Origin of the sequence: Alteromonas sp. 009811495 (assembly GCF_028865455.1) — a bacterium.
GTDB lineage: Bacteria > Pseudomonadota > Gammaproteobacteria > Enterobacterales > Alteromonadaceae > Alteromonas.
Window position 1 is genome coordinate 2,829,384 of sequence record NZ_CP113972.1, and the last position, 22,703, is coordinate 2,852,086.

Annotated in this window: 13 protein-coding genes, 2 tRNA genes and 3 rRNA genes; 4 read left to right on the top strand and 14 right to left on the bottom strand. The window is 44.4% G+C overall.

Annotation, left to right across the window (positions count from 1 at the left end):
• Window positions 1-90: 90 nt before the first annotated feature.
• The 10 genes from OZ660_RS12920 to pssA form a co-directional block, all read right to left on the bottom strand.
• The gene (locus OZ660_RS12920) at window positions 91-861 is read right to left on the bottom strand and encodes an HvfC family RiPP maturation protein (protein ID WP_274741184.1); all 771 of its coding nucleotides are present in this window, start codon (window positions 859-861) and stop codon (window positions 91-93) included.
• Window positions 858-1,709, bottom strand: coding sequence for an HvfB family MNIO-type RiPP peptide maturase (locus OZ660_RS12925; RefSeq protein WP_274741186.1), 852 nt, complete (start codon window positions 1,707-1,709; stop codon window positions 858-860). Before OZ660_RS12925 ends, OZ660_RS12920 begins: the two co-directional genes overlap by 4 nt.
• 135 nt (window positions 1,710-1,844) lie before the next feature.
• Entirely contained in the window at window positions 1,845-2,312 is a 468-nt protein-coding gene (locus tag OZ660_RS12930; RefSeq protein ID WP_202261956.1) for an HvfA family oxazolone/thioamide-modified RiPP metallophore, read from the bottom strand.
• Between the two features lie 211 nt (window positions 2,313-2,523).
• Window positions 2,524-3,246 carry a substrate-binding periplasmic protein gene (locus tag OZ660_RS12935; protein ID WP_274741187.1) on the bottom strand — a complete coding sequence of 241 codons (723 nt, stop codon included), beginning with the start codon at window positions 3,244-3,246 and terminating at the stop codon, window positions 2,524-2,526.
• A gap of 414 nt (window positions 3,247-3,660) precedes the next feature.
• A 5S ribosomal RNA gene (gene rrf, locus OZ660_RS12940) occupies window positions 3,661-3,776 on the bottom strand.
• Window positions 3,777-3,911: 135 nt separating this feature from the next.
• Window positions 3,912-6,783 (bottom strand): 23S ribosomal RNA (locus tag OZ660_RS12945).
• 461 nt (window positions 6,784-7,244) lie between these two features.
• Window positions 7,245-7,321 (bottom strand) — tRNA-Ile (locus OZ660_RS12950).
• A 44-nt stretch (window positions 7,322-7,365) separates the two neighbouring features.
• Window positions 7,366-7,441 (bottom strand) — tRNA-Ala (locus OZ660_RS12955).
• A 77-nt stretch (window positions 7,442-7,518) separates the two neighbouring features.
• Window positions 7,519-9,051: ribosomal RNA gene (locus OZ660_RS12960) — 16S ribosomal RNA — on the bottom strand.
• The 16S, 23S and 5S rRNA genes sit together here with 2 tRNA genes alongside, the layout of an rRNA operon.
• A 435-nt stretch (window positions 9,052-9,486) precedes the next feature.
• Complete coding sequence (gene pssA / locus OZ660_RS12965; RefSeq protein ID WP_202261958.1) at window positions 9,487-10,290, bottom strand: CDP-diacylglycerol--serine O-phosphatidyltransferase; 804 nt, start codon at window positions 10,288-10,290, stop codon at window positions 9,487-9,489.
• A 236-nt stretch (window positions 10,291-10,526) separates the two neighbouring features.
• Here pssA and xdp1 (OZ660_RS12970) point away from each other — a divergent pair, with 236 nt between their 5' ends.
• From xdp1 (OZ660_RS12970) to prsT, 3 genes are all read left to right on the top strand, one after another.
• Window positions 10,527-11,414 carry an exosortase-dependent surface protein XDP1 gene (xdp1, locus tag OZ660_RS12970; protein ID WP_202261959.1) on the top strand — a complete coding sequence of 296 codons (888 nt, stop codon included), beginning with the start codon at window positions 10,527-10,529 and terminating at the stop codon, window positions 11,412-11,414.
• Window positions 11,415-11,597: 183 nt separating this feature from the next.
• The gene (gene xdp1 / locus OZ660_RS12975) at window positions 11,598-12,458 is read left to right on the top strand and encodes an exosortase-dependent surface protein XDP1 (RefSeq protein WP_274741188.1); all 861 of its coding nucleotides are present in this window, start codon (window positions 11,598-11,600) and stop codon (window positions 12,456-12,458) included.
• Between the two features lie 101 nt (window positions 12,459-12,559).
• Window positions 12,560-15,382: an XrtA/PEP-CTERM system TPR-repeat protein PrsT gene (gene prsT, locus OZ660_RS12980; RefSeq protein ID WP_274741189.1), complete on the top strand. Its 2,823-nt coding sequence runs from the start codon at window positions 12,560-12,562 to the stop codon at window positions 15,380-15,382.
• Between the two features lie 26 nt (window positions 15,383-15,408).
• On the opposite strand, the gene dld is transcribed toward prsT, so the two are convergent.
• From dld to rluD, 4 genes are all read right to left on the bottom strand, one after another.
• Window positions 15,409-17,109, bottom strand: coding sequence for a D-lactate dehydrogenase (gene dld / locus OZ660_RS12985; protein WP_202261962.1), 1,701 nt, complete (start codon window positions 17,107-17,109; stop codon window positions 15,409-15,411).
• Window positions 17,110-17,239: 130 nt separating this feature from the next.
• Entirely contained in the window at window positions 17,240-19,816 is a 2,577-nt protein-coding gene (gene clpB / locus OZ660_RS12990; RefSeq protein ID WP_274741190.1) for an ATP-dependent chaperone ClpB, read from the bottom strand.
• A gap of 219 nt (window positions 19,817-20,035) precedes the next feature.
• Window positions 20,036-20,761, bottom strand: coding sequence for a peptidoglycan editing factor PgeF (pgeF, locus tag OZ660_RS12995; RefSeq protein WP_274741191.1), 726 nt, complete (start codon window positions 20,759-20,761; stop codon window positions 20,036-20,038).
• A gap of 4 nt (window positions 20,762-20,765) precedes the next feature.
• Window positions 20,766-21,749 carry a 23S rRNA pseudouridine(1911/1915/1917) synthase RluD gene (rluD, locus tag OZ660_RS13000; RefSeq protein ID WP_159626947.1) on the bottom strand — a complete coding sequence of 328 codons (984 nt, stop codon included), beginning with the start codon at window positions 21,747-21,749 and terminating at the stop codon, window positions 20,766-20,768.
• A 186-nt stretch (window positions 21,750-21,935) separates the two neighbouring features.
• Here rluD and OZ660_RS13005 point away from each other — a divergent pair, with 186 nt between their 5' ends.
• Window positions 21,936-22,700 (top strand): outer membrane protein assembly factor BamD, encoded by a 765-nt coding sequence (locus OZ660_RS13005; protein ID WP_159626948.1) that lies wholly within the window; start codon window positions 21,936-21,938, stop codon window positions 22,698-22,700.
• Window positions 22,701-22,703: the final 3 nt, after the last annotated feature.

A 22,703-nucleotide genomic window follows, 5' to 3' on the forward strand; every position in this document is an offset into this window, starting at 1 on the left:
GCGCGATTGACAGCGCTAATGTGGTTGATCGCTCACTTTCGATACAGATCATGGCTAAAGTTTAATATAACGCGAATAAATGGCGTATAGTTAATCGACAGTGGCAGGCATTATGATGCCTTTTTGCAGCATTTCGGATATGGTGTGATGCATTCCGGACACCAAAGCATCCTTTGGTATTTGAGGAAGTTGACCTTGTAATAACTCACTGAGCTCATCAAACGTCGCACCACTTTCTTGTTGTTCCAGTGTATTAAGCAGTATTGCAGTAACCGGGTTAATGTTGGCAAATTGGACATCGCACTGAGCATCGCGATAAACAACATAAAACTGCTGCTCTGGCGCGGTATCTTCAGGCATATAGTCATCGCCAATCAAATGAACTGCATAGGAATAGCCTGCTAATGAGGCATAGGGCGACACTTTAATTGCTTGTACATTTTGCCCCTCTTTGTAAAACGCAGCCGTGTCATCATTAGAGCGAATGCTGACGTCTAATTCTAGCCATTCATAGTGCGCTAGCTCTGCACTAAACTCCGGTAACTCTATCGCCAGTTGAGGTGAGCCAGATAAATACTCAACAAACTCTTTACTAATTTCAGCAAAATAGGGTGAGCGACACTCGTGTTCTATAAAGAACTGTCTCACCAATGACTCCCACCCTTTTTCTCCATAAAGCTTAATAACTATGGATTTAAGTACGGGAAAGGCAGTGCTCACAAAGTTGTCAATGTTGTTGAAAAATAGCGACTGATAAATTTCCATTCTTCTCGATTCTTCATCGCTGCGCTGCTGATAGGATGAGGGGTCTTTAATTGCATTTACAAATTCTGATTGTACAGATTGAAACGATTTATTCACGCCACGCTCCCGTTAAACGCTGTAACGTCAATACTGTCAAACTGCTCTTGAATTTGCTTAATACGACGTACCTCGGACAAGAGTGCGTCAACAGACGGAATATTAAAATCTCGCTCTAGTAACGTTGGAAAAACACCATGTGTCGAATAGGCGTGCTCAAGTAAATTCCACACGGGATCTATAACATCTGCGCCATGCGTGTCCACTTTTAGGTCTTCTGCTTCATCGTAGTGCCCTGCGATGTGACCATACACTATTTTGTTAGTAGGAAGCCCTTCGATAAAGCGATGAGCATCGTACTTGTGGTTGATGCTATTTACGTAAACGTTGTTTACATCAAGTAGCATTAGACACTCAGACTCTTGTATAACCGCATTAGCAAAGTCTAGCTCAGTCATTTCTTGACCCGGCGCAATATAGTAAGACACATTCTCTAACACCAGCGGGCGCTCAATAATATCTTGAACTTGCTTTATTCGAGAGACCACATGATGCACGGCTTCCTCAGTAAACGGGATTGGCATAAGGTCATACATATGACCATTGCCAGAGCAATAGCTTAAATGCTCACTGTACAAGTCGATATTGTGAGTATCTAAGAAGCGTTTTACGCTTTTGACAAATTCAACGTCTAATTTGTCGCTACTTCCGATAGAAAGCGATAAACCATGTGTAGTGAAAGGGGCTTGTTTTGAGGCTTGTTCAAACTGTTGTTGATAGCGGCCCCCCAAAGGTATCCAATTTTCAGGGGCAACCTCCCAAAAATCGACTTCGTTTGGCAAAGACGGTAAAAGCTCGTCTAGCATTTCTCGTCTAAAGCCTAAACCAGCACCTTTGATAGCATTCATAATTTCCCCACTACTTCATTACCATTAAAAACAAAAATGGCCATCGAATGACGGCCATTTTAGCAAAGCATTTACAAGATAATAGTTTGAATCACACTTCTGTAATTGACATTATCTCGCTAAATGAGACCTTGATTACATGCTTCCGCACTTACCTTCGCCACATTTACCTTCTTTAGCTTTTTTGTCGCCGCCGCACTTACCTTCGCCACATTTGCCTTCTTTGGCTTTCTTGTCGCCGCCACATTTACCTTCGCCGCACTTGCCTTCTTTGGCTTTTTTGTCGCCGCCACATTTGCCTTCACCACACTTACCTTCTTTGGCTTTCTTGTCGCCGCCGCATTTGCCTTCACCACACTTACCTTCGTGAGCTTTCTTGTCGCCGCCGCATTTGCCTTCGCCACACTTTCCTTCTTTCGCAGACTTATCGCCGCCACACTTGCCTTCACCACATTTGCCTTCCGCCGCAAATTGGCTGTAGCCTGATTCTAGTGACTGCATTCCAAATGGATTCACTTCAGCAACAGCAACCGTAGACGCCAAAGAGCCAATTACAACTGCACCAAGTGCTGTAGCTACAGAAGATTTTTTAATTTGTTTCATTGATCTACCCTCAATAATTTTAGTCATGTTTGACGTACGGTAAGCACGTGTATTTAAGAAGACCTTCCCACACGCGACGAAATTTCATAATTTATTAACTTTTTTTCAAGCTACCACTATCACACTGAATTTATTTGAATTTTTAAGCGACAAAATGCTAATTATGTTTCATTTTGTCGCCTGGTTTAAACTACTTAAAGTAGCGGTTTACCTACTCATTCATAGTTTGCATTTGCTCTATTACTGTTCCACTTTCTGAAAGTTTAAACAGTCGTGTCAGCTTTTCCAGTAATTCAGTTTTTCTTTCGCTCTTATTAGAAATAGCAAAGAAAGTGGGAATATTGCGACGCATTGATACTGCTAAATCACTTACATTATCGGGCACACGTTCAATGTGATAAAGATAAGGTGCTTCATAAGTCAACAGATGGGTAGTACGACCAAACTGGAATAGTTGAATGGCATCAGTGCTGTTTGGCATATCAAAAAACGTATAGTTGCTATCTACAAGTTCTTGTCTCAAGCCGACATAGTCATAACCTCTTATACCAGCAACAGTCTTATCACCGCCCGCGCCTGTATTTGTCATTAATACTAGCGATAAGTGACTAAACGGCTTTTCGACAAATGTCACATTATTGTCTAACGCTTTTGTGCCTTTTACATTGACTGTTATGTCTACTTTACCTTTTCGAATTCGCTCAAAAAGACGAGCGGGAGGCGGACATTCGACTTCTACTTTATACCCAACTAACTCGAGTATTGTTCTAGAAATCGTTACGGCTTCACCATGGCAACCAAAACCTACGGGATCTTTAATAACCAACGGAGGGAACTCAACAACCCCTAGTACGATGGTATTATTATTTTCTAACGGTATGCTTGTCTCTTGCGCTTCTACAAAACTTGCGAGAAGCAACAAGACAACAGTCATACTACATTTTAAATACATTGAAAGGCACTGTCTTAAAATTGAAGCATTTATTATCGTTGCTCCCTTTATATAAAAGCTAGCGAATAAAAGATAGATGAGCAAGTAACTAATGCTTATAAGTAGGTATTAATAACTTTACGTATTTATTTCAACTGAGCGTCAATACAAAAAAGTAACAGTAAATTAATTTGGTATGAAGTTAAGATACTTTTAAAACAGATACAAAAAAAGCCCATGTCGTAAGACAAGGGCTTTTCGGAATTGGGACCTGGCAGTCTGGAGGGCCAGCCCGTCCTACTCTCACATGGGGTTGGACGCACACTGCGTGAAGACGCTGCACCGGAGGTGCACGTTAGTGCTAGTCCTTAAAACAAAAAACCCAGCTTTCGCTGGGTTCTTTGTTTTAGAATTAGGACCTGGCAGTGTCCTACTCTCACATGGGGAAGCCCCACACTACCATCGGCGCTAATACGTTTCACTTCTGAGTTCGGAATGGAGTCAGGTGGTACCGTATCGCTATGGCTGCCAGGAAAAACTGGTAGCAATCTAGAAAACTGGATATCAATTCAATCAGTGAGTAACTACTTTTCACTCTACTTTCTGCTCATTTTTCAGAGCTTAGCTTGTCTACAACACTCAAAAGCCTAAAGCTTCTTGGGCGTTGTATGGTTAAGCCTCTCGGGCAATTAGTACAGGTTAGCTTAACGCCTTACAACGCTTCCACACCCTGCCTATCAACGTCATCGTCTATAACAACCCTTCCAGAACTTAAAGTTCAGGGATGACTCATCTTTGGGCCGGCTTCCCGCTTAGATGCTTTCAGCGGTTATCCGTTCCGAACATAGCTACCGGGCAATGCCATTGGCATGACAACCCGAACACCAGCGGTTCGTCCACTCCGGTCCTCTCGTACTAGGAGCAGCTCCCATCAATCATCCAACGCCCACACCAGATAGGGACCGAACTGTCTCACGACGTTCTAAACCCAGCTCGCGTACCACTTTAAATGGCGAACAGCCATACCCTTGGGACCGACTTCGCCCCAGGATGTGATGAGCCGACATCGAGGTGCCAAACACCGCCGTCGATATGAACTCTTGGGCGGTATCAGCCTGTTATCCCCGGAGTACCTTTTATCCGTTGAGCGATGGCCCTTCCATACAGAACCACCGGATCACTATGACCTACTTTCGTACCTGCTCGACGTGTCTGTCTCGCAGTTAAGCTAGCTTATGCCATTGCACTAACCTCACGATGTCCGACCGTGATTAGCTAACCTTCGTGCTCCTCCGTTACTATTTGGGAGGAGACCGCCCCAGTCAAACTACCCACCAGACACTGTCCACAATCCCGATAAGGGACCAATGTTAGAACATCAAACATACAAGGGTGGTATTTCAAGGACGGCTCCACACAATCTAGCGACTGTGCTTCAAAGCCTCCCACCTATCCTACACATGTAGGTTCAATGTTCAGTGCCAAGCTGTAGTAAAGGTTCACGGGGTCTTTCCGTCTAGGTGCGGGTACACAGCATCTTCACTGCGATTTCAATTTCACTGAGTCTCGGGTGGAGACAGCGTGGCCATGGTTACACCATTCGTGCAGGTCGGAACTTACCCGACAAGGAATTTCGCTACCTTAGGACCGTTATAGTTACGGCCGCCGTTTACCGGGGCTTCGATCAAGAGCTTCGCATACGCTAACCCCATCAATTAACCTTCCGGCACCGGGCAGGTGTCACACCCTATACGTCCTCTTACGAGTTTGCAGAGTGCTGTGTTTTTAATAAACAGTCCCAGCCACCTGGTCACTGCGGCCCCCATCTGCTTACCACGTAAAGTGTTCACAAACAGGGGCGTACCTTCTCCCGAAGTTACGGTACAATTTTGCCGAGTTCCTTCACCCGAGTTCTCTCAAGCGCCTTAGTATTCTCTACCTGACCACCTGTGTCGGTTTGGGGTACGGTTCATATAATCATAAGTTTAGAAGCTTTTCCTGGAAGCAGGGCATCAACAACTTCACTACCGTAGTAGCTCGTCTCGCGTCTCAGCTTTAAGAACCCGGATTTACCTAAGTTCTCGGCCTACTCGCTTTCACTTGGACAACCAACGCCAAGCTTGCCTAGCCTTCTCCGTCCCTCCATCACTGATTATATAAGTACGGGAATATTAACCCGTTTCCCATCGACTACGCATTTCTGCCTCGCCTTAGGGGCCGACTTACCCTGCCCTGATTAGCATGGGACAGGAAACCTTGGTCTTCCGGCGTGGGAGTTTTTCACTCCCATTATCGTTACTCATGTCAGCATTCGCACTTGTGATATGTCCAGCAAGCTTTACAACTCACCTTCATCCACTTACACAACGCTCCCCTACCCAGCATGTAAACATGCTGCCGCAGCTTCGGTATATTGCTTAGCCCCGTTACATCTTCCGCGCAGGCCGACTCGACTAGTGAGCTATTACGCTTTCTTTAAAGGGTGGCTGCTTCTAAGCCAACCTCCTAGCTGTCTATGCCTTCCCACATCGTTTCCCACTTAGCAATATTTTGGGACCTTAGCTGGCGGTCTGGGTTGTTTCCCTCTCCACGACGGACGTTAGCACCCGCCGTGTGTCTCCCGGATAGTTCTCATTGGTATTCGGAGTTTGCAAAGGGTTGGTAAGTCGGGATGACCCCCTAGCCTTAACAGTGCTCTACCCCCAATGGAATTCGTCCGAGGCTCTACCTAAATAGATTTCGGGGAGAACCAGCTATCTCCCGGTTTGATTGGCCTTTCACCCCCAGCCACAGGTCATCCCCTAACTTTTCAACGTTAGTGGGTTCGGTCCTCCAGTTGATGTTACTCAACCTTCAACCTGCCCATGGCTAGATCACCGGGTTTCGGGTCTATACCTAGCAACTAAACGCGCAGTTAACACTCGCTTTCGCTACGGCTCCGTTATTCACTTAACCTTGCTACTAAATATAAGTCGCTGACCCATTATACAAAAGGTACGCAGTCACCCCGAAGGGCTCCCACTGCTTGTACGTATACGGTTCAGGTTCTATTTCACTCCCCTCACAGGGGTTCTTTTCGCCTTTCCCTCACGGTACTGGTTCACTATCGGTCAGTTAGGAGTATTTAGCCTTGGAGGATGGTCCCCCCATATTCAGTCAAGATAACACGTGTCCCGACCTACTCGATTTCACTGTAAAGAACTCGTCGTGTACGGGGCTATCACCCTGTATCGCTCCTCTTCCCAAAGGATTCCACTAAATTCTAAACAGCTTAAGGGCTGCTCCCCGTTCGCTCGCCGCTACTAGGGGAATCTCGGTTGATTTCTTTTCCTAAGGGTACTTAGATGTTTCAGTTCCCCTCGTTCGCCTCGTTACACTATGTATTCATGCAACGATACCTATAAATAGGTGGGTTTCCCCATTCGGACATCTGTGGCTCAAATGCATTTTGTCGGCTCACCACAGCTTTTCGCAGACTTACACGTCCTTCATCGCCTCTAACTGCCAAGGCATCCACCGTATACGCTTCGTCACTTAACCATACAACCCCAAAAAACCTCATTTGTGCTTTTAACCCGCCTTTTGAATTCAGGTTGGGTAATGTTGTATGCATGACAAGCTAATCGGAAGAATTGCCTTGCTATCAAATCATCGATTGATAACAAGCAATTCAGTCAAGTAGAGTAAAAAGTCATCTTTCGATTTCTCAGTTACTCAATTTTGATTGATTACTATTAATATCAGCTTTCCAAATTGTTAAAGAACTTTTCTTGCAATCGGACTTGCCGATTGCAACACAAGGTATAGGTTGCGAAGCAACACCCTTGCACTTTAGAGTAAAAAACCCTAATCAATGCTTACTGAAACAGTAAATATTCATTAGGATTTAAATTCCGTTTTGACACGTTTTTTGCCATCTATTTCTTTCTTAGACAAGGCATCGGATTGCGTAGCGTGCTAGTAGCACGTGAGCGATACGATAACGCAGTATAAGTAAGAAATGGTAGGCTTGGGCAGACTTGAACTGCCGACCTCACCCTTATCAGGGGTGCGCTCTAACCAGCTGAGCTACAAGCCTTCAGTCTACAACCTGTCGCTTTCAAGCTCAGATTTTCAAGTAGATGGTGGAGCTAAGCAGGATCGAACTGCTGACCTCCTGAATGCAAATCAGGCGCTCTCCCAGCTGAGCTATAGCCCCATAAACTTGTGTCGTTCTTCATTTTAAACAAGACTATCTGTGTAGGCACTGCATCAAGGCGTCTATCGACGTAATGGTAAGGAGGTGATCCAACCCCAGGTTCCCCTAGGGTTACCTTGTTACGACTTCACCCCAGTCATGAAACACAAAGTGGTAATCGTCCTCCCGAAGGTTAGACTAACTACTTCTTTTGCATCCCACTCCCATGGTGTGACGGGCGGTGTGTACAAGGCCCGGGAACGTATTCACCGCAGTATTCTGACCTGCGATTACTAGCGATTCCGACTTCATGGAGTCGAGTTGCAGACTCCAATCCGGACTACGACATTCTTTAAGGGGTCCGCTCCACATCACTGTCTCGCTTCCCTCTGTAAATGCCATTGTAGCACGTGTGTAGCCCTACACGTAAGGGCCATGATGACTTGACGTCGTCCCCACCTTCCTCCGGTTTGTCACCGGCAGTCTCCTTAGAGTGCCCAACTTAATGCTGGCAACTAAGGACAAGGGTTGCGCTCGTTGCGGGACTTAACCCAACATCTCACGACACGAGCTGACGACAGCCATGCAGCACCTGTGTCTGAGTTCCCGAAGGCACGAAACTATCTCTAGTAACTTCTCAGCATGTCAAGTGTAGGTAAGGTTCTTCGCGTTGCATCGAATTAAACCACATGCTCCACCGCTTGTGCGGGCCCCCGTCAATTCATTTGAGTTTTAACCTTGCGGCCGTACTCCCCAGGCGGTCTACTTAGCGCGTTAGCTTCGCTACGCACGATTTAAAATCACACACAGCTAGTAGACAGCGTTTACGGTGTGGACTACCAGGGTATCTAATCCTGTTCGCTACCCACACTTTCGCACATGAGCGTCAGTCTTTGGCCAGGGAGTCGCCTTCGCCACTGATGTTCCTCCAGATATCTACGCATTTCACCGCTACACCTGGAATTCCACTCCCCTCTCCAAGACTCTAGTCTGCCAGTTCTAAATGACCATCCCAGGTTGAGCCCGGGGCTTTCACATCTAGCTTAACAAACCGCCTGCGTGCGCTTTACGCCCAGTAATTCCGATTAACGCTCGCACCCTCCGTATTACCGCGGCTGCTGGCACGGAGTTAGCCGGTGCTTCTTCTGTTGTTAACGTCACGGCTAGCAGGTATTAACTACTAACTTTTCCTCACAACTGAAAGTGCTTTACAACCCGAAGGCCTTCTTCACACACGCGGCATGGCTGCATCAGGGTTTCCCCCATTGTGCAATATTCCCCACTGCTGCCTCCCGTAGGAGTCTGGGCCGTGTCTCAGTCCCAGTGTGGCTGATCTTCCTCTCAGAACAGCTAGAGATCGTCGCCTTGGTGAGCCTTTACCTCACCAACTAGCTAATCTCACTTGGGCCTCTCTCTGCGCCGGAGCCGAAGCCCCGTTTGGTCCGAAGACATTATGCGGTATTAGCAGTCGTTTCCAACTGTTATCCCCCTCGCAAAGGCAAGTTCCCAAGCATTACTCACCCGTCCGCCACTCGTCATCTTCTAGCAAGCTAGAAATGTTACCGTTCGACTTGCATGTGTTAGGCCTGCCGCCAGCGTTCAATCTGAGCCATGATCAAACTCTTCAATTAAATATATCGAAATATGAATCGTCGTTGTGACACTCTTAACGAGTGCCCACACAGATTGTCTTGTCTAAATTTTTAAAGAACGTCGTGCAGAATCATCGTAGATGACTTCTGCGCAAGGAGGACCAACATTACTCTCAGTTGATTCGTTTCCTTGCTTAGCAGCTTGATGTTACTCTTTGCCGCTAGCAGCCTCTTTCGAAGCGGATGCGTATCTTACAGCGCATCTTTTTTTTGTCAACAACTTTTGTTTATTTATTTTTAAACTAGGTTTTTGACATCCTCATCAGTTGCTAGCTGCTCGCTGTTCCCTGTTGAGGAGGCGCGCATTGTACGCATTCTTTCTTTATCGTCAACACCCTTTTTTAAATAAATATAAAAAAAGCGACCGTTCGGTCGCTTTTTAAACTATTCGATTAATAACGCGGCGAATTAGCGTTATTTCTTCTCTTCTGTTTGGTTTTCGCAGCCTTCAACATTAGTAGCTTTGAAGTCTGCATCTTCTTCATGGTCCCCTACCACATCGTGTAGAGTCACCTTATCGACCGTGCGAAATGTATTTATAGGTCCTGCAAGTGCATATAGTGCAAACACTAGGAATAACACAAGGGCAGGTTCGGTTGCTACCACTACGAATATAAGTAGTACTAGTAACAAAGCAACGAACGGAACCTTACCGTGCCAGTTCACTTCTTTAAAAGAGTTGTACTTAAAGTTGCTCACCATCAAAAGACCCGCTAATCCTGTTACAGCGGCAACAACAAAGCCATAATCAGTACCGACAGCTTCATACTCAACACCAACCCATACTAGACCAGCGACAACTGCAGCAGCAGCTGGGCTCGCAAGTCCTTGAAAGAAACGCTTATCTGCAATCCCTACTTGTGTGTTAAATCGGGCAAGCCTTAATGCAGCGCCAGCAACATAGACGAATGCAGCTAACCACCCAAGTTTACCAAGTTCGGTTAGCCCCCAGTTATATGCCACCAGTGCAGGTGCTACGCCAAACGATACCATGTCGGCCATTGAGTCATACTCTGCACCGAAATCGCTTTGCGTGTTTGTCATGCGTGCAACACGACCGTCGAGTCCATCGAAAATCATCGCGACAAATATTGCTACCGCTGCTGCTTCAAAACGACCGTTCATGGAAGATACCACCGCGAAGAAGCCTGAAAAAAGCCCCGCTGTAGTTAATAGGTTAGGAAGTAGATATATTCCCTTTCTCTTCTGTTCAGACATACGTCCTCATTATTCAACTTAATCTTATTCAATTATTTCATATCTCGTCGGTTACGCATAGATGTGTCTTTTATACGCTAACAACCCAATCTATAGGCAAAGTAAATAACAGCGTATCAGTTTATATACCGTACACAAACCATCTTCACTTTATTATGGCGACTCCATGTTGAAGTTCCTCGCGCTCAGGCGCATGAGAGAGCTTTCCCTTATCAATTTATTTAGGATTAATTGAAATGCGGTTAAGTTCCATAACAAAGTTTTGCGTAGCGTTATCGTGCGTTGGTGTTATTAGTACGGCGTCAGCGGGATATCGGTACAACTATAATTACAGTCAGTGCGGTGGCAGCAGTACCCAAACAAGCACAGCCGAATGCAACTCGCCTCTTGGCGAGAATGTTTACAACCTTGTCGACCATGGCATCTTCGAAAGTACGTCTGCTAATTCATCTAATGTGGCTATTGGTGGCGTCAATGTAGCAGTAAGCGGATGGGCAGATACCTACGGTTATAATGACGATATTGTTGTGGGTGCCGATACCTACAAAATTTCCGATAAGTACGGTTACGGTGTAACCAACGAAGATTGGGAGTCGGCATATAACTCACCAGATCACGCTATTGATAACGTAAATACTCGCAACGGTAACTGGCAAGATTTCGACTTCGTATTATTTTCATTTAGCGATGATGTAACTCTACAAGGCGCTAATTTTTCGTGGGCCTATAGTCAGTATGACACGCAGGTGTCGATAGCGGCTCTTGATAATATAAGTTCACTAACATCAGGCAGCAGTACTTGGAGCGATATCGTAGGCACTGCGATCACGTCTTCCTATAATGTTGAAAAATGCGACTCTACCGATGAACATCTAAAATATAAGTCTGAATTCGCGCTTAATACATCATCCAAGTATTGGCTGGTTGGTGCATACAACAAGGTGTTTGGTGATATAGGTGGCTATTCAAGCAATGATGCATTTAAGCTAACTAGCATCGGTTTTTCAGTTAGTGATAAAACTCCACCTCCGGATAGCACAGCAGTCAGCGAACCAGGTACACTGGGACTACTATTCGCCTCAGGTCTTATTGTTATGTGGAGACGAAAAAAGACTCTGATTTAACTATTATACGAAAGACTAAAACTGGCAGTTCTACACTGTCAGTTTTTTTTACTCTTCATTAATCACCCATTCAAAAAAAGCCTACAAATTACACAAAAACAAATACATACCACATTGGCACGATAAAAGCATAAGCCGGGTAAATTTAATTATATCCGCATCATCAGCTTGGTAGTTTTGTACATGAAGTATTTACGTTCGGCATTAGCCCTTATTGTTTTTTCAGGAAGTGTGTTTGGCAATGATAGTAGTTTAAGTGAAGGTACTTATTCACTGGTTAATAATGGTATCTCATATTCCCTAACTGGAGATGCCTTAAACGGAACCGCGGTTACTACTCTAGACAATAAAACGGTTTATGTTGGCCTTACAGCATGGTCTGATACTGGCAACTACGACGCACGCTACGACAAAAATGGCAGTGGCGACTGGCAAGTTAAGAACCAAGGCAGACTCAATAATTACGGAAGTGGCTTCGGTCTAGTTAATGACGATAGTTACGCCAGAGGTGACCAATACGGTGACCGTCACACTATAGATAACTATCGTTATGAGTCAGGTTACAAAGACAGAGATATGGTTCTACTTTCGTTTAGTGAAGCAGTTTCATTAACGGGTAGTCAGTTCTCATACGTAAATAACTATGGTAGCGGACAGTCATCAAAAGAAATCACTGTAGCGGGGCTTAACGACATTTCAATGTTTGAGGGCAATTCGTCATTCAGTTGGAGAAGTCTTGCTAACAGCAGCAGTGTAATCAATTCTGCTGTTGGCCACTATTCAGTAAGCGATACAAAAGCGGGGAACTATTATCATTCATCGTTTGGCACCTTGCCCGCTGCGAAATATTGGTTAGTCGGTGCGTATAATGTTTTCTTTGACCCTGGTTACTCACAGAATAAAGATTTCGGTTTCAAGCTAAGCTCCATTGGTTTTTCTATTGCAAACGAAACTCCTGATGTTGATGTTAGCGAGCCTGGAGCATTTGCTTTAATGAGCCTTGGACTGGGCTTACTTCTTTATCGTCGCAAGCGTCGCGTTTAATTGTTTAAAATTAAACAGAAAACACGTATCTTTAAAAGGTGGCTTTGGCCACCTTTTTTTATACATAAAAATACCATTTTCAGGTGGAATCTCAGGTAATCATGGATATCTCATACAAAAAAAGACGCTTTGCGAAAAACGCTTTATTTTCTATTATCACTACAACATTGTTAGCGCTGCAAAGCCCGATTAGTTTTGCAACAACGTCGGAAGATTACGAGAAAGCACTCACCTCATTTAATAACAACGCATACGACGAAGCATACATTCACCTTAAAAACAGCCTTCAAAAAGATCCTGAAAACTTAGCAGCGAAATTGCTTATGGGTGAAATACTACTGATTAATGGTTACTTGACCGCCGCCGAAATGGAATTCGTTGAAGCGCTAGAAATGGGTGCTGATATTAACCTGCTTGCTGAGCCTTTAGGTAACACTTGGTTATTTCTTAATAAATATCAAGATATCGTAGAATTCTCAAATCTAGACAGACTATCCGGTGAAGCAGAGCGAGAGTGGCTACTTATAAGAGCTACAGCCTGCATTCGGTTAGAAGATGAGGCATGTGCATTAAGAGACTACAATACCATCATCGCCGCCTCTCCAGACTTTGTACCCGCAATAAATGGCTTAGCGTCTATAGCTCTACAAAATGAAGATCTCGATAAGGCTGCAGGGCTTATTACAAAGGCGATCAATATTGAGCCTGAAAATGCGATCACTTGGCGACTGAAAGGTCAATTAGCTTACCGTCAAGGCGACACAGCATCTGCCACATCACACCTTCAAAAAGCATTGTCATTTAATAGGGATGACCCGATAGCGCTTAGAAACCTTGTCGACCTCTACCTGGAAGCTAAGGATTATGATACTGCCAAACTTTTCGTCGATGAAATTATTGAGGATACACCGAACGACCCGTTAGCCATATTGCTAAACAGTTGGTTACAAAGCAGAGATAGCGATCAAGCCATTGATAACACTAAGCTCAAAGAGCTAAACGATTTTATGGCGCAACTTGACCCTGAGTTAATAACTTCTCAGCCTATGCTGCTTTATATAAGCGGTCTGACAAATTTCTTTAATAACAACATGGAGACCGCAGCGAAAGACTTTAACGCCTATCTGCAGAAGGAACCTGAGGACCTACAAGCTGTATTGATGCTAAGTCAGGTCTATATCGCTACTCAACAAGATAAACAAGCGCTTCTGTTGCTTGAACGTCATCAGTCTGCACTTATGGAAGATGTAGACTCTGCATTACTACTAGGCGATTTGTTCATCAGACAAAATAAAGCATTTAAAGCAGAGCGATTACTAGAAGATTTGGAAACCTTATTTCCAGAGGAAGGGAAGCTTCAATTATTTAAGATAAAACTAATGGCTGCGCGAGGCAAACAAGCGCAAGCGCTGGAAATATTGGAAAAGAATTTAGCTAACTACACTGAAAACGCGGGCTTTTTGTTCACCTACTCGTTAATGAACCTTCAAGCTGAACAATTCGACAATGCGCTCAAGGGGGCCAATCTACTTAATAGCATGTTTCCAGATAAGGCCGAAGTGTACAACCTTAAAGCTGGGATCCTAATACGACAAGGAAATCTATCGCAGGCTAAAGTTAATATTGAAAAAGCACTGGAAAAAAATCCAACGCTATTTCCCGCTAAGTTTAATTTAGCGGCAACCGAAAGCCGGTTAGGCAACACGGTAAAATCAAATGAGTTAGTTGAAGAGTTACTTCAATTGTCACCGCAGCATAACGAAACTCTGCTTTTAAAGGCATTTAACCTAACAAGAAGCGGGGATGTTGAAAAAGCGAAGCAGATTTACCTTGATGTTTTAACGCTTAATCCGTCCAATATTGGCGCTAGAGAACGGATTTCCAGCCTCTATCAAAGGCTAGGTGATACAAAAAGCGCACTTTATCACCTTGATTTATTGTTGAAAGACGATTTCGATAATGCCGATTATTTATTACGAAAAGCACAACTTCTCATCGACGCGAACCGCACATCAGATGCTGAAAAAACGCTTGGGATAGTTAGAAACTTTATTGACGATACCCCGGAAAAACTGATTGTTTACTCTGACTTAATGCGCTCCTTAGGTAAGAATGAAGCTGCGAAAAGCGCAATGGAAACTGCACACTCCGTTGCTAAGCAAAATACTTTCGTTACGTTTCGCTATGTGAGCCTATTACTAGACCTTCAAGATAACGAAAAAGCAGGTGCATTGCTTGCGTCCATACCCGCAGCACAGCAACAAAATGCCGTTTACCAGTTTTTGAAAGGGCGCCTAGAAGCAAACAAAGGTGACACAGAGGACGCCATCACTTATTACAGAAACGCCTTAGAGTTAGACCCTCGCTTCTCTCAGGCCTTTATAGCAATTTACAATTATGCGCTTAATGAGGAGTTCGTTGACGTCTTTTTAGAGATAGCGCGTGAACTATCTCAACAGGATGAAGGCAACTTATTGGCTAGAAACCTCCTTGCGCAGTATTTGTTTTTTATAAGAGAATTTGATGAATCGATTGCGCTTTACAAAGCGTTGGTTGAAGAGCCAAACTTATTAAACCCTGCTGAAGCGTTTAATCGCCTTGCCATCATGTCAATTGACTCTTCATTACAGGAAGCCAGAAAATTTGCAGAAAAAGCCTACTCTTTGCAACCGAATTCAGCGAGGGTACTCGACACTTTTGGCTACATTAAAGCCCTTGAAGGTGATTTGGAGGGAAGCTTAAGAATGCTTCGTGATGCATTTGCCCGAGACGCCAACGATCCTAACATTCGCTATCACTTAGGCTTTACGCTGGCTAAGTTAAATCGCATTGAAGAAGCAAAGAAAGAGCTTGAATACGCAGTAAATGTAGAGCGTCCTTTCTTTCTTCGTCCTAAGGCACAAGCATTACTAGAGAGTTTGTAAGACGACAAACATGTTTTACAACATAGTTAGCAACACGCACAGTTACGTGCGTGCTTTTCCATTCCACCAATACCTGGGTTGAAGGTATTGGTGGGGTCTAAAGTACGATAAAAAGTGACAAGAGAATCTTCCGCTTTGTATAAGTGACCCACATTGTGCTCCGCAGGGTACTTAGCTCCCCTATCATCAAGTAACGCTAACATGTCTGCTTTTACTTGTTTCGCATCCGCTCCTTTTTTCAACACATAGTCTTGATGGAAAACGTGGCAAAAAAAATGGCCATAGTAGAGCGACTTATCAATATGTTGCGATATGTGCTCGGGCAAAGTTTCCACCCAATAAATGTCATTGCGTCGCAGGGCAATATCAAGCGCGAGTATTTCCCCTACGTCTTTTTGTTTAAGCGTTTGGTATCTTACCGCTGCACCGGCTGCTGCAAATCTCAGTAAAAAAGCCCTATTTGCTTCATCTTCGGTACACGCTATGAATGCGCCTTTATTTGGTTTGCTTTCAAACAAATCACGGAGGTACACATTCGCTTCGTCTATACCCTTATCACTCATCTTTACAATAAGATGATGTTCGTATTTGTCACGGAATTGTCGCAAGCGAGGCGGTATGTGATCTGGAAATAAGTGGCTTAACCGCTGCATTATTCGATCAGATAAAAATGAAGGTAGAAAGCGCAGTTTGTTAGTAAAGGCATCGACTCTTCCTTTCACTGCGAAGAGTTTAGGTAGAAAGGTGGTCCCCAGATGATGAATACTCAAAAACGTGTCTTTGCCATATTTATCAGCAATGTCGAACATGTCGCGATGCAAATATTCACCGACTTCAGGTAATGAGGAAAAGCCTTTCAGTATATCTCTTCGAATCTGGGTTAATACATCGGCATCATTGGTAGCAATGTAGAAGGTTTGCTCAGCATCAGGGACTGCGAAGGTATCTAGCACCACCGCAAATACTGCAATTTTGCCTGCACATCCGCTCGCTTCATACAATCTAGAAGGATCGGCATTGAACCGACTGGGTGTGTCTGCATCGACATTTCTAACGATATCCTCGTAATCACTTGCGGATGCTTTCTTTTCGTTAAAATCGACCTGTTTATTGAAATTGCCAGCAGATAAATTGTTCAGTATCTCTTCTGGTGAGCTCCCGAGCGCTATACCCAGATGATTGACCAGCTGAAGCTTACCTTCTCGGTTAACCTGAGCATACAATGCTAATTCGGTATAAGCAGGACCCCGCTTAACCAATGCGCCGCCAGAATTGTTTGCAACACCACCTACTATCGATGCGCCAAGACAAGATGAACCAATAACCGAGTGAGGCGCTCTTTTAAGCGGTTTGAGTAAATTTTCCAGCTTGTGCAGTGTCGCGCCAGGAAAGCTGATGACCTGCTTGCCACCATTTAGCAGCATAATGTCGTCCATCGCCAAAGTATTTATGATCACGACAGGACGGTCATAATCATTCCCACTAGGCGTTGATCCCTCAGTTAACCCAGTTTTAGCCGCCTGCATAATTACGATACAATTTTCTTCGACACAAATTGATAACAAGTGCCAGCATGCAATCAATGTTTTAGGAAATAAAACAGCAAGCGCATCACCCTCACCAGAACGCCATCCTTTTCGATAATGTGAGGTTTGTTGATGACCATAGGCTACAGCCCCCTCTCCTACGACTGCTTTAAACTTCTCAATAATAAGAGATTCGCGCATTTGTTTTCCTTAAGCACTTTTGCTGCGCCACCAGTGTGACCAAGTGTTTATTTCTGCGTATCACTATATTGCAAAAAAGAAAGGCGCTCCATAAGAAGCGCCTTTTTAATCAACTAATGCGTGATATCAATTACTGACTCACAACAAAAAGTCCACTGTCGTCAGCATCAATGCGAATGGTCGACTCAGGCAATAATTCACCTGCCAGCAATTGTTGTGCAAGTGGATTTTCTACTTGTACTTGAATAGCACGCTTTAAAGGACGTGCACCAAATACAGGGTCGAAGCCCGCTTCTGCCAGTTTGTCCATTGCCGCTGCAGACAAGTTGAGCTTGTAACCTTTCTCAGCAAGTCTTGCTCGTAGCGACGCAAGCTGAATTTTTGCAATCGACTTGATTTCTTCTTTACCAAGAGGATGAAACACCACTATGTCGTCGACACGGTTGATAAACTCAGGTCTAAAATGCTGACCTACCACGTTCATCACGGCCGTCTTCATCTCTTCGTATTGGTTTTCATTATGCTTATCTTGAATAATGTCGGAGCCCAAGTTTGATGTCATGATGACAACGGTATTCTTAAAGTCTACCGTACGCCCCTGACCATCAGTCAAACGGCCATCATCGAGCACTTGTAGCAATATGTTAAATACGTCTGGATGTGCTTTTTCAACCTCATCTAACAGAATTACTGAATACGGTTTACGTCGTACTGCTTCTGTGAGGTAACCGCCCTCTTCATATCCAACATAACCAGGAGGAGCACCTACTAGCCGCGCCACAGAATGCTTCTCCATGAACTCAGACATATCAATACGCACCATGGCATCTTCGGTATCGAACATAAAGCCGGCCAGTGCCTTACAAAGCTCAGTTTTACCAACACCTGTCGGACCTAAAAATAGAAATGAGCCTATTGGACGGTCTGGATCAGAAAGCCCTGCTCGGGAGCGTCTAATGGCATTCGAAACCGCTTGAACCGCTTCGCTTTGTCCAACCACTCGCTTGTGGAGTACTTCTTCCATGCGAAGTAGTTTGTCACGCTCTCCTTCTAGCATTTTTGCTACAGGAATGCCCGTCCAACGCGACAACACATCAGCAATTTCTGCATCTGTTACTTTGTTTTTGACAAGTTTAGTTTCACGAGTTTCATTTTCTGCGGCTTGCTCTAGTTTAGCCTCTAGCTCAGGAATACGGCCATATTGCAATTCAGACATGCGGTTTAAATCTGAAGCACGTCGTGCAATTTCAAGGTCAAGCTTAGCTTGCTCAAGCTCACCTTTTATTGTTTGCGTCCCCTGCATGGCGTCTTTTTCATCTAGCCACACTTTCTCTAGTTCTGCATATTTACTTTCCGCTTGTTCACGTTCTAGCTCAATCATTTCTAAGCGCTTGTGACTAGCGTCGTCCGTCTCTTTTGCCAACGCTTGCTCTTCAAGCTTTAGCTGAATAATACGCCGTTCTAGACGGTCCATATCTTCTGGTTTTGAATCAATTTGAAGACGAATACTTGAAGCGGCTTCATCAATCAAATCGATAGCTTTATCGGGTAATTGCCTATCACTTATATAACGGTGAGACAAACTTGCCGCAGCCACAATAGCAGGGTCAGTAATATCTACAGAATGATGCAGTTCGTAGCGCTCTTTAAGCCCGCGCAGTATAGCAATGGTATCTTCAACACTTGGCTCTTCCACTAGAACCTTTTGGAATCGACGCTCAAGTGCAGCATCCTTTTCAATGTACTGACGGTATTCGTCCAGCGTTGTGGCGCCTACGCAGTGTAACTCACCTCGAGCTAGAGCAGGCTTGAGCATATTGCCTGCATCCATTGCACCGTCACCTTTACCCGCGCCTACCATGGTGTGAAGCTCGTCGACAAAGAGGATTACACGCCCCTCTTCTTTAGCGAGTTCATTAAGTACCGCTTTTAAGCGTTCTTCAAACTCACCACGGTATTTTGCTCCCGCTACCAGCGCTCCCATATCAAGCGCCAACACGCGCTTATTTTTAAGTCCTTCAGGCACTTCCCCATTAATAATACGCTGGGCAAGCCCTTCCACAATTGCGGTTTTACCCACACCAGGTTCGCCAATTAACACAGGATTGTTTTTTGTTCTGCGCTGCAACACCTGCACGGTTCGTCGAATTTCGTCGTCTCGCCCGATGACAGGGTCTAATTTTCCTTGCTCTGCACGCTCGGTTAAGTCTGTCGTATACTTTTCTAGCGCTTGCCTAACATCTTCTGCATTTGGATCTGTGACTTTTTGACCACCACGCATATCGTCAATGGCCGCTTCAATAGCGTCTTGCTTAATATTCAAGCTCTTAAGAATTTCACCTAATCGCCCTTTGTCTTGCAACGCAGCGAGTACAAAAATCTCTGACGTGATGTATTCGTCTTTGCGCTGCTGCGCTATTTTGTCACACAGATTAAGTAGCACACCGCTGTCTTTACTTAACTGAACATCACCGCCAATACCCTCGATTCTTGGAAGACGTTCGATAGCTTGACTTAATGCAGAACGCAGAGCATTTACATTGATATTAGCTTGGTCTAACAGTGGTCGTACTGAGCCGCCTTGCTGATTGAGCATGGCAGTCATTAAATGTACAGGTTCTATGTATTGATGATCTCGACCCAATGCGAGTGATTGAGCATCGGATATAGCGAGCTGAAATTTACTGGTAAATCTGTCTAATCTCATAATCTCAACCTAAAAAGAAAACATAAAATGTTTTTAATTCGATGATGTAGTTATGGGATCTGGTGATTTATGATTCAAGTACGAAAATGCAATCTTGGCTAAAAAGATGCCGAAAGGGGTAAAAAACACCAAAATAGTTGATTTAGAACAAACTACAGATAATACAAAATGGCTTAGTCACGCTACTTGGCCAATCAACTGCCAGAACAGCACTACCTTCTACTTAATACCAATTACACTCACAATGCGCCCAGTCGCACGTTTACCTTGGTGCGTTGCATGTCGATGAGAATAAAAAAGATCATTGCGGCAGTATGTACAGAGTTCACTTTGAGTTACGTTATCCACGCCTAAAGCACTTAGTTGAGTTTGTGCAATAAATGGTAGGTCCAAAAGATACTTATCAACTGAATCACTTGTAGAAAGCGCATCGGGATATGATGAAAACACCCCAGCAACTCGTTCATCTACTTCGTAACACTGTTTGCAAATAGCCGGGCCAATCCATGCAAGTAATTCACTTGGCGCGCTTTCGAAACGACAGACAGCGTTTGCAATCACGCCATTTTCTAGTCCTTTCCAGCCAGCATGCACTGCAGCCACTTCTGTTCCCTTGGTATTGCACATTAAAATGGGAACACAATCAGCAGTCATTACCGCACAATAATAATGGGGTGATTGTGAGTACGCAGCATCGGCAGTTGTATCAATTGTTGGTAAAGCAACAACGCGGTTAGAGTGTACCTGCTCTAACCACGTTAACTTTTCGTGCTGTGGCAGAAGTGCTCGGTTGGCTTTGACAAGCAATAAGTCATCGCCAACATGCGCTCCTACGTTTAGTCCATGATAATCACCAAGACTAACACCTCCAAGTCGCGTACTTGTGTATGCAACAATATTGTCGGGTGAGCGCCAATGCGGTTCTATCGTCTTGGTCACCGACATACGACTACAGCATATCCTGCGGGTTGTCTTCGGTGTCTTTTTTGACAGCCTTTAACAAGTCTTGCATATCCTGTGGCAACGGTGCTTTCCACGTCATCCACTCTTCTGTTTCTGGGTGGAAGAGAGACAACTGCGCTGCGTGTAGCGCTTGACGCTGAAACCCTCTAAGAGCACTGATAAACGCTTCCGATGCACCTTTAGGTAAACGCGGACGACCGCCATATACTTGATCGCCCAACAAAGGATGTTTGATGTGCGCCATGTGCACACGAATCTGGTGCGTTCGTCCGGTTTCAAGTTTTAAGCGCAAATGCGTGTATGCTCGAAACTTCTCTATCACGCGGTAATGCGTTACGGCTGGTTTGCCCATTTCGCGAACCGCCATATGCGTGCGTTTGGTTGCGTGACGACCAATTGGCGCGTCTACAATTCCACCTGCAACCATAGTTCCCAATGCAACTGCTTCGTACTCACGGCTCATCTCACGACGTTGAAGTTGATCAACAAGATGGGTTTGCGCAGGTATTGTCTTTGCCACAACCATCAATCCGGTAGTGTCTTTATCGAGACGATGAACGATACCCGCACGCGGAACTTTATCGATATCAGGAACATGATTAAGCAGTGCATTTAGTACTGTACCACTAGGATTCCCCGCACCAGGGTGTACTACCAAATCAGCAGGTTTATTGATTACCAAAATGTGGTCATCTTCATAAACAATGTTGAGGGCAATGTCTTGTGCTTTGCTCGTTACTTGAACGTCCATTTCGGCCTTGACGGTAATCACTTCGTCCATCTCCATTTTATGGCGAGGTACTGTGATAACTTCTCCGTTTACCGCCACGTTCCCATCTAAGATCCAAGTTTTTAACTTGGAACGTGAATATTCAGGGAACAAATCAGCTAAAACCTGATCTAACCGTAAACCAAAATGCGCAGCTTCCGTTGAAGCTTCTAATTGTATTGTGTTGGGCGACTGTGTCATAACACCATTGATTACGTCTAAAAAAGAGTATTATAACAACTATTCACGCTGTACACTGCGTTGTTTACGTTTTTGTATGGTTTTTCTCACCGTTAGTACGTTAGAATGCAATTAAAGTGTTGTTGTTTAACACGTGAGCTTAGACAGCGAAGTATTTAAACTGTTTAGCAGGAAACTAGAATTATTATGAAATCATTTCGTTTACTAGCGCCGGTCTTATTAGGTGCTGTGATATCTGTCGCAGGATGCAGTTCTTCAGATAATGAAGAGAAAGCCGTTTTAGCTAACATGGGTGCGCAGCAACTTTACGACAGTGCGAAGCAAAGTATGGAAGTCGGCAACTTTAGCGCGGCTGCACAAACATTGAGCGCATTGGACTCACGCTATCCTTTCGGTCCTTTATCTCACCAAGTTCAACTTGATCTGATTTATAGCTATTACAAATCAGGTAAGATTGATGAGACGTTAGCAACTATCGACCGCTTTATTCGTTTAAACCCAAATCATTCAGACGTTGATTACGCCTATTACATGCGTGGCTTGACTAATATGGAGTCTGATAGCAATTTATTTCAAGAATTGATGAATATCGATCGTACAGATAGAGACCCCTCCAAATCTCGTCAAGCATTCGAAGATTTTAGACGTCTTATTCAGCAATATCCTGATAGTAAATACGCTGCGGATGCAAAACAGCGTATGGTATACATCAAAGACCGCTTAGCACGCTATGAGATTGCCATTGCGCGTTTTTATATGCGAAGAGAAGCTTACGTAGCAGCTGCAAATCGTGGGCGCTATGTAATTGAGCACTTCCCGAATACAACGCAAGTTCAACAAGCTCTTGAAATAATGGTTTCAAGCTACGAGCAGCTAGGGCTAACGGAATTGCGTGATAACGCAATGAAGACACTAAAGCTTAATTATCCAGAAAGTGACTTTATCAGTTAGCAA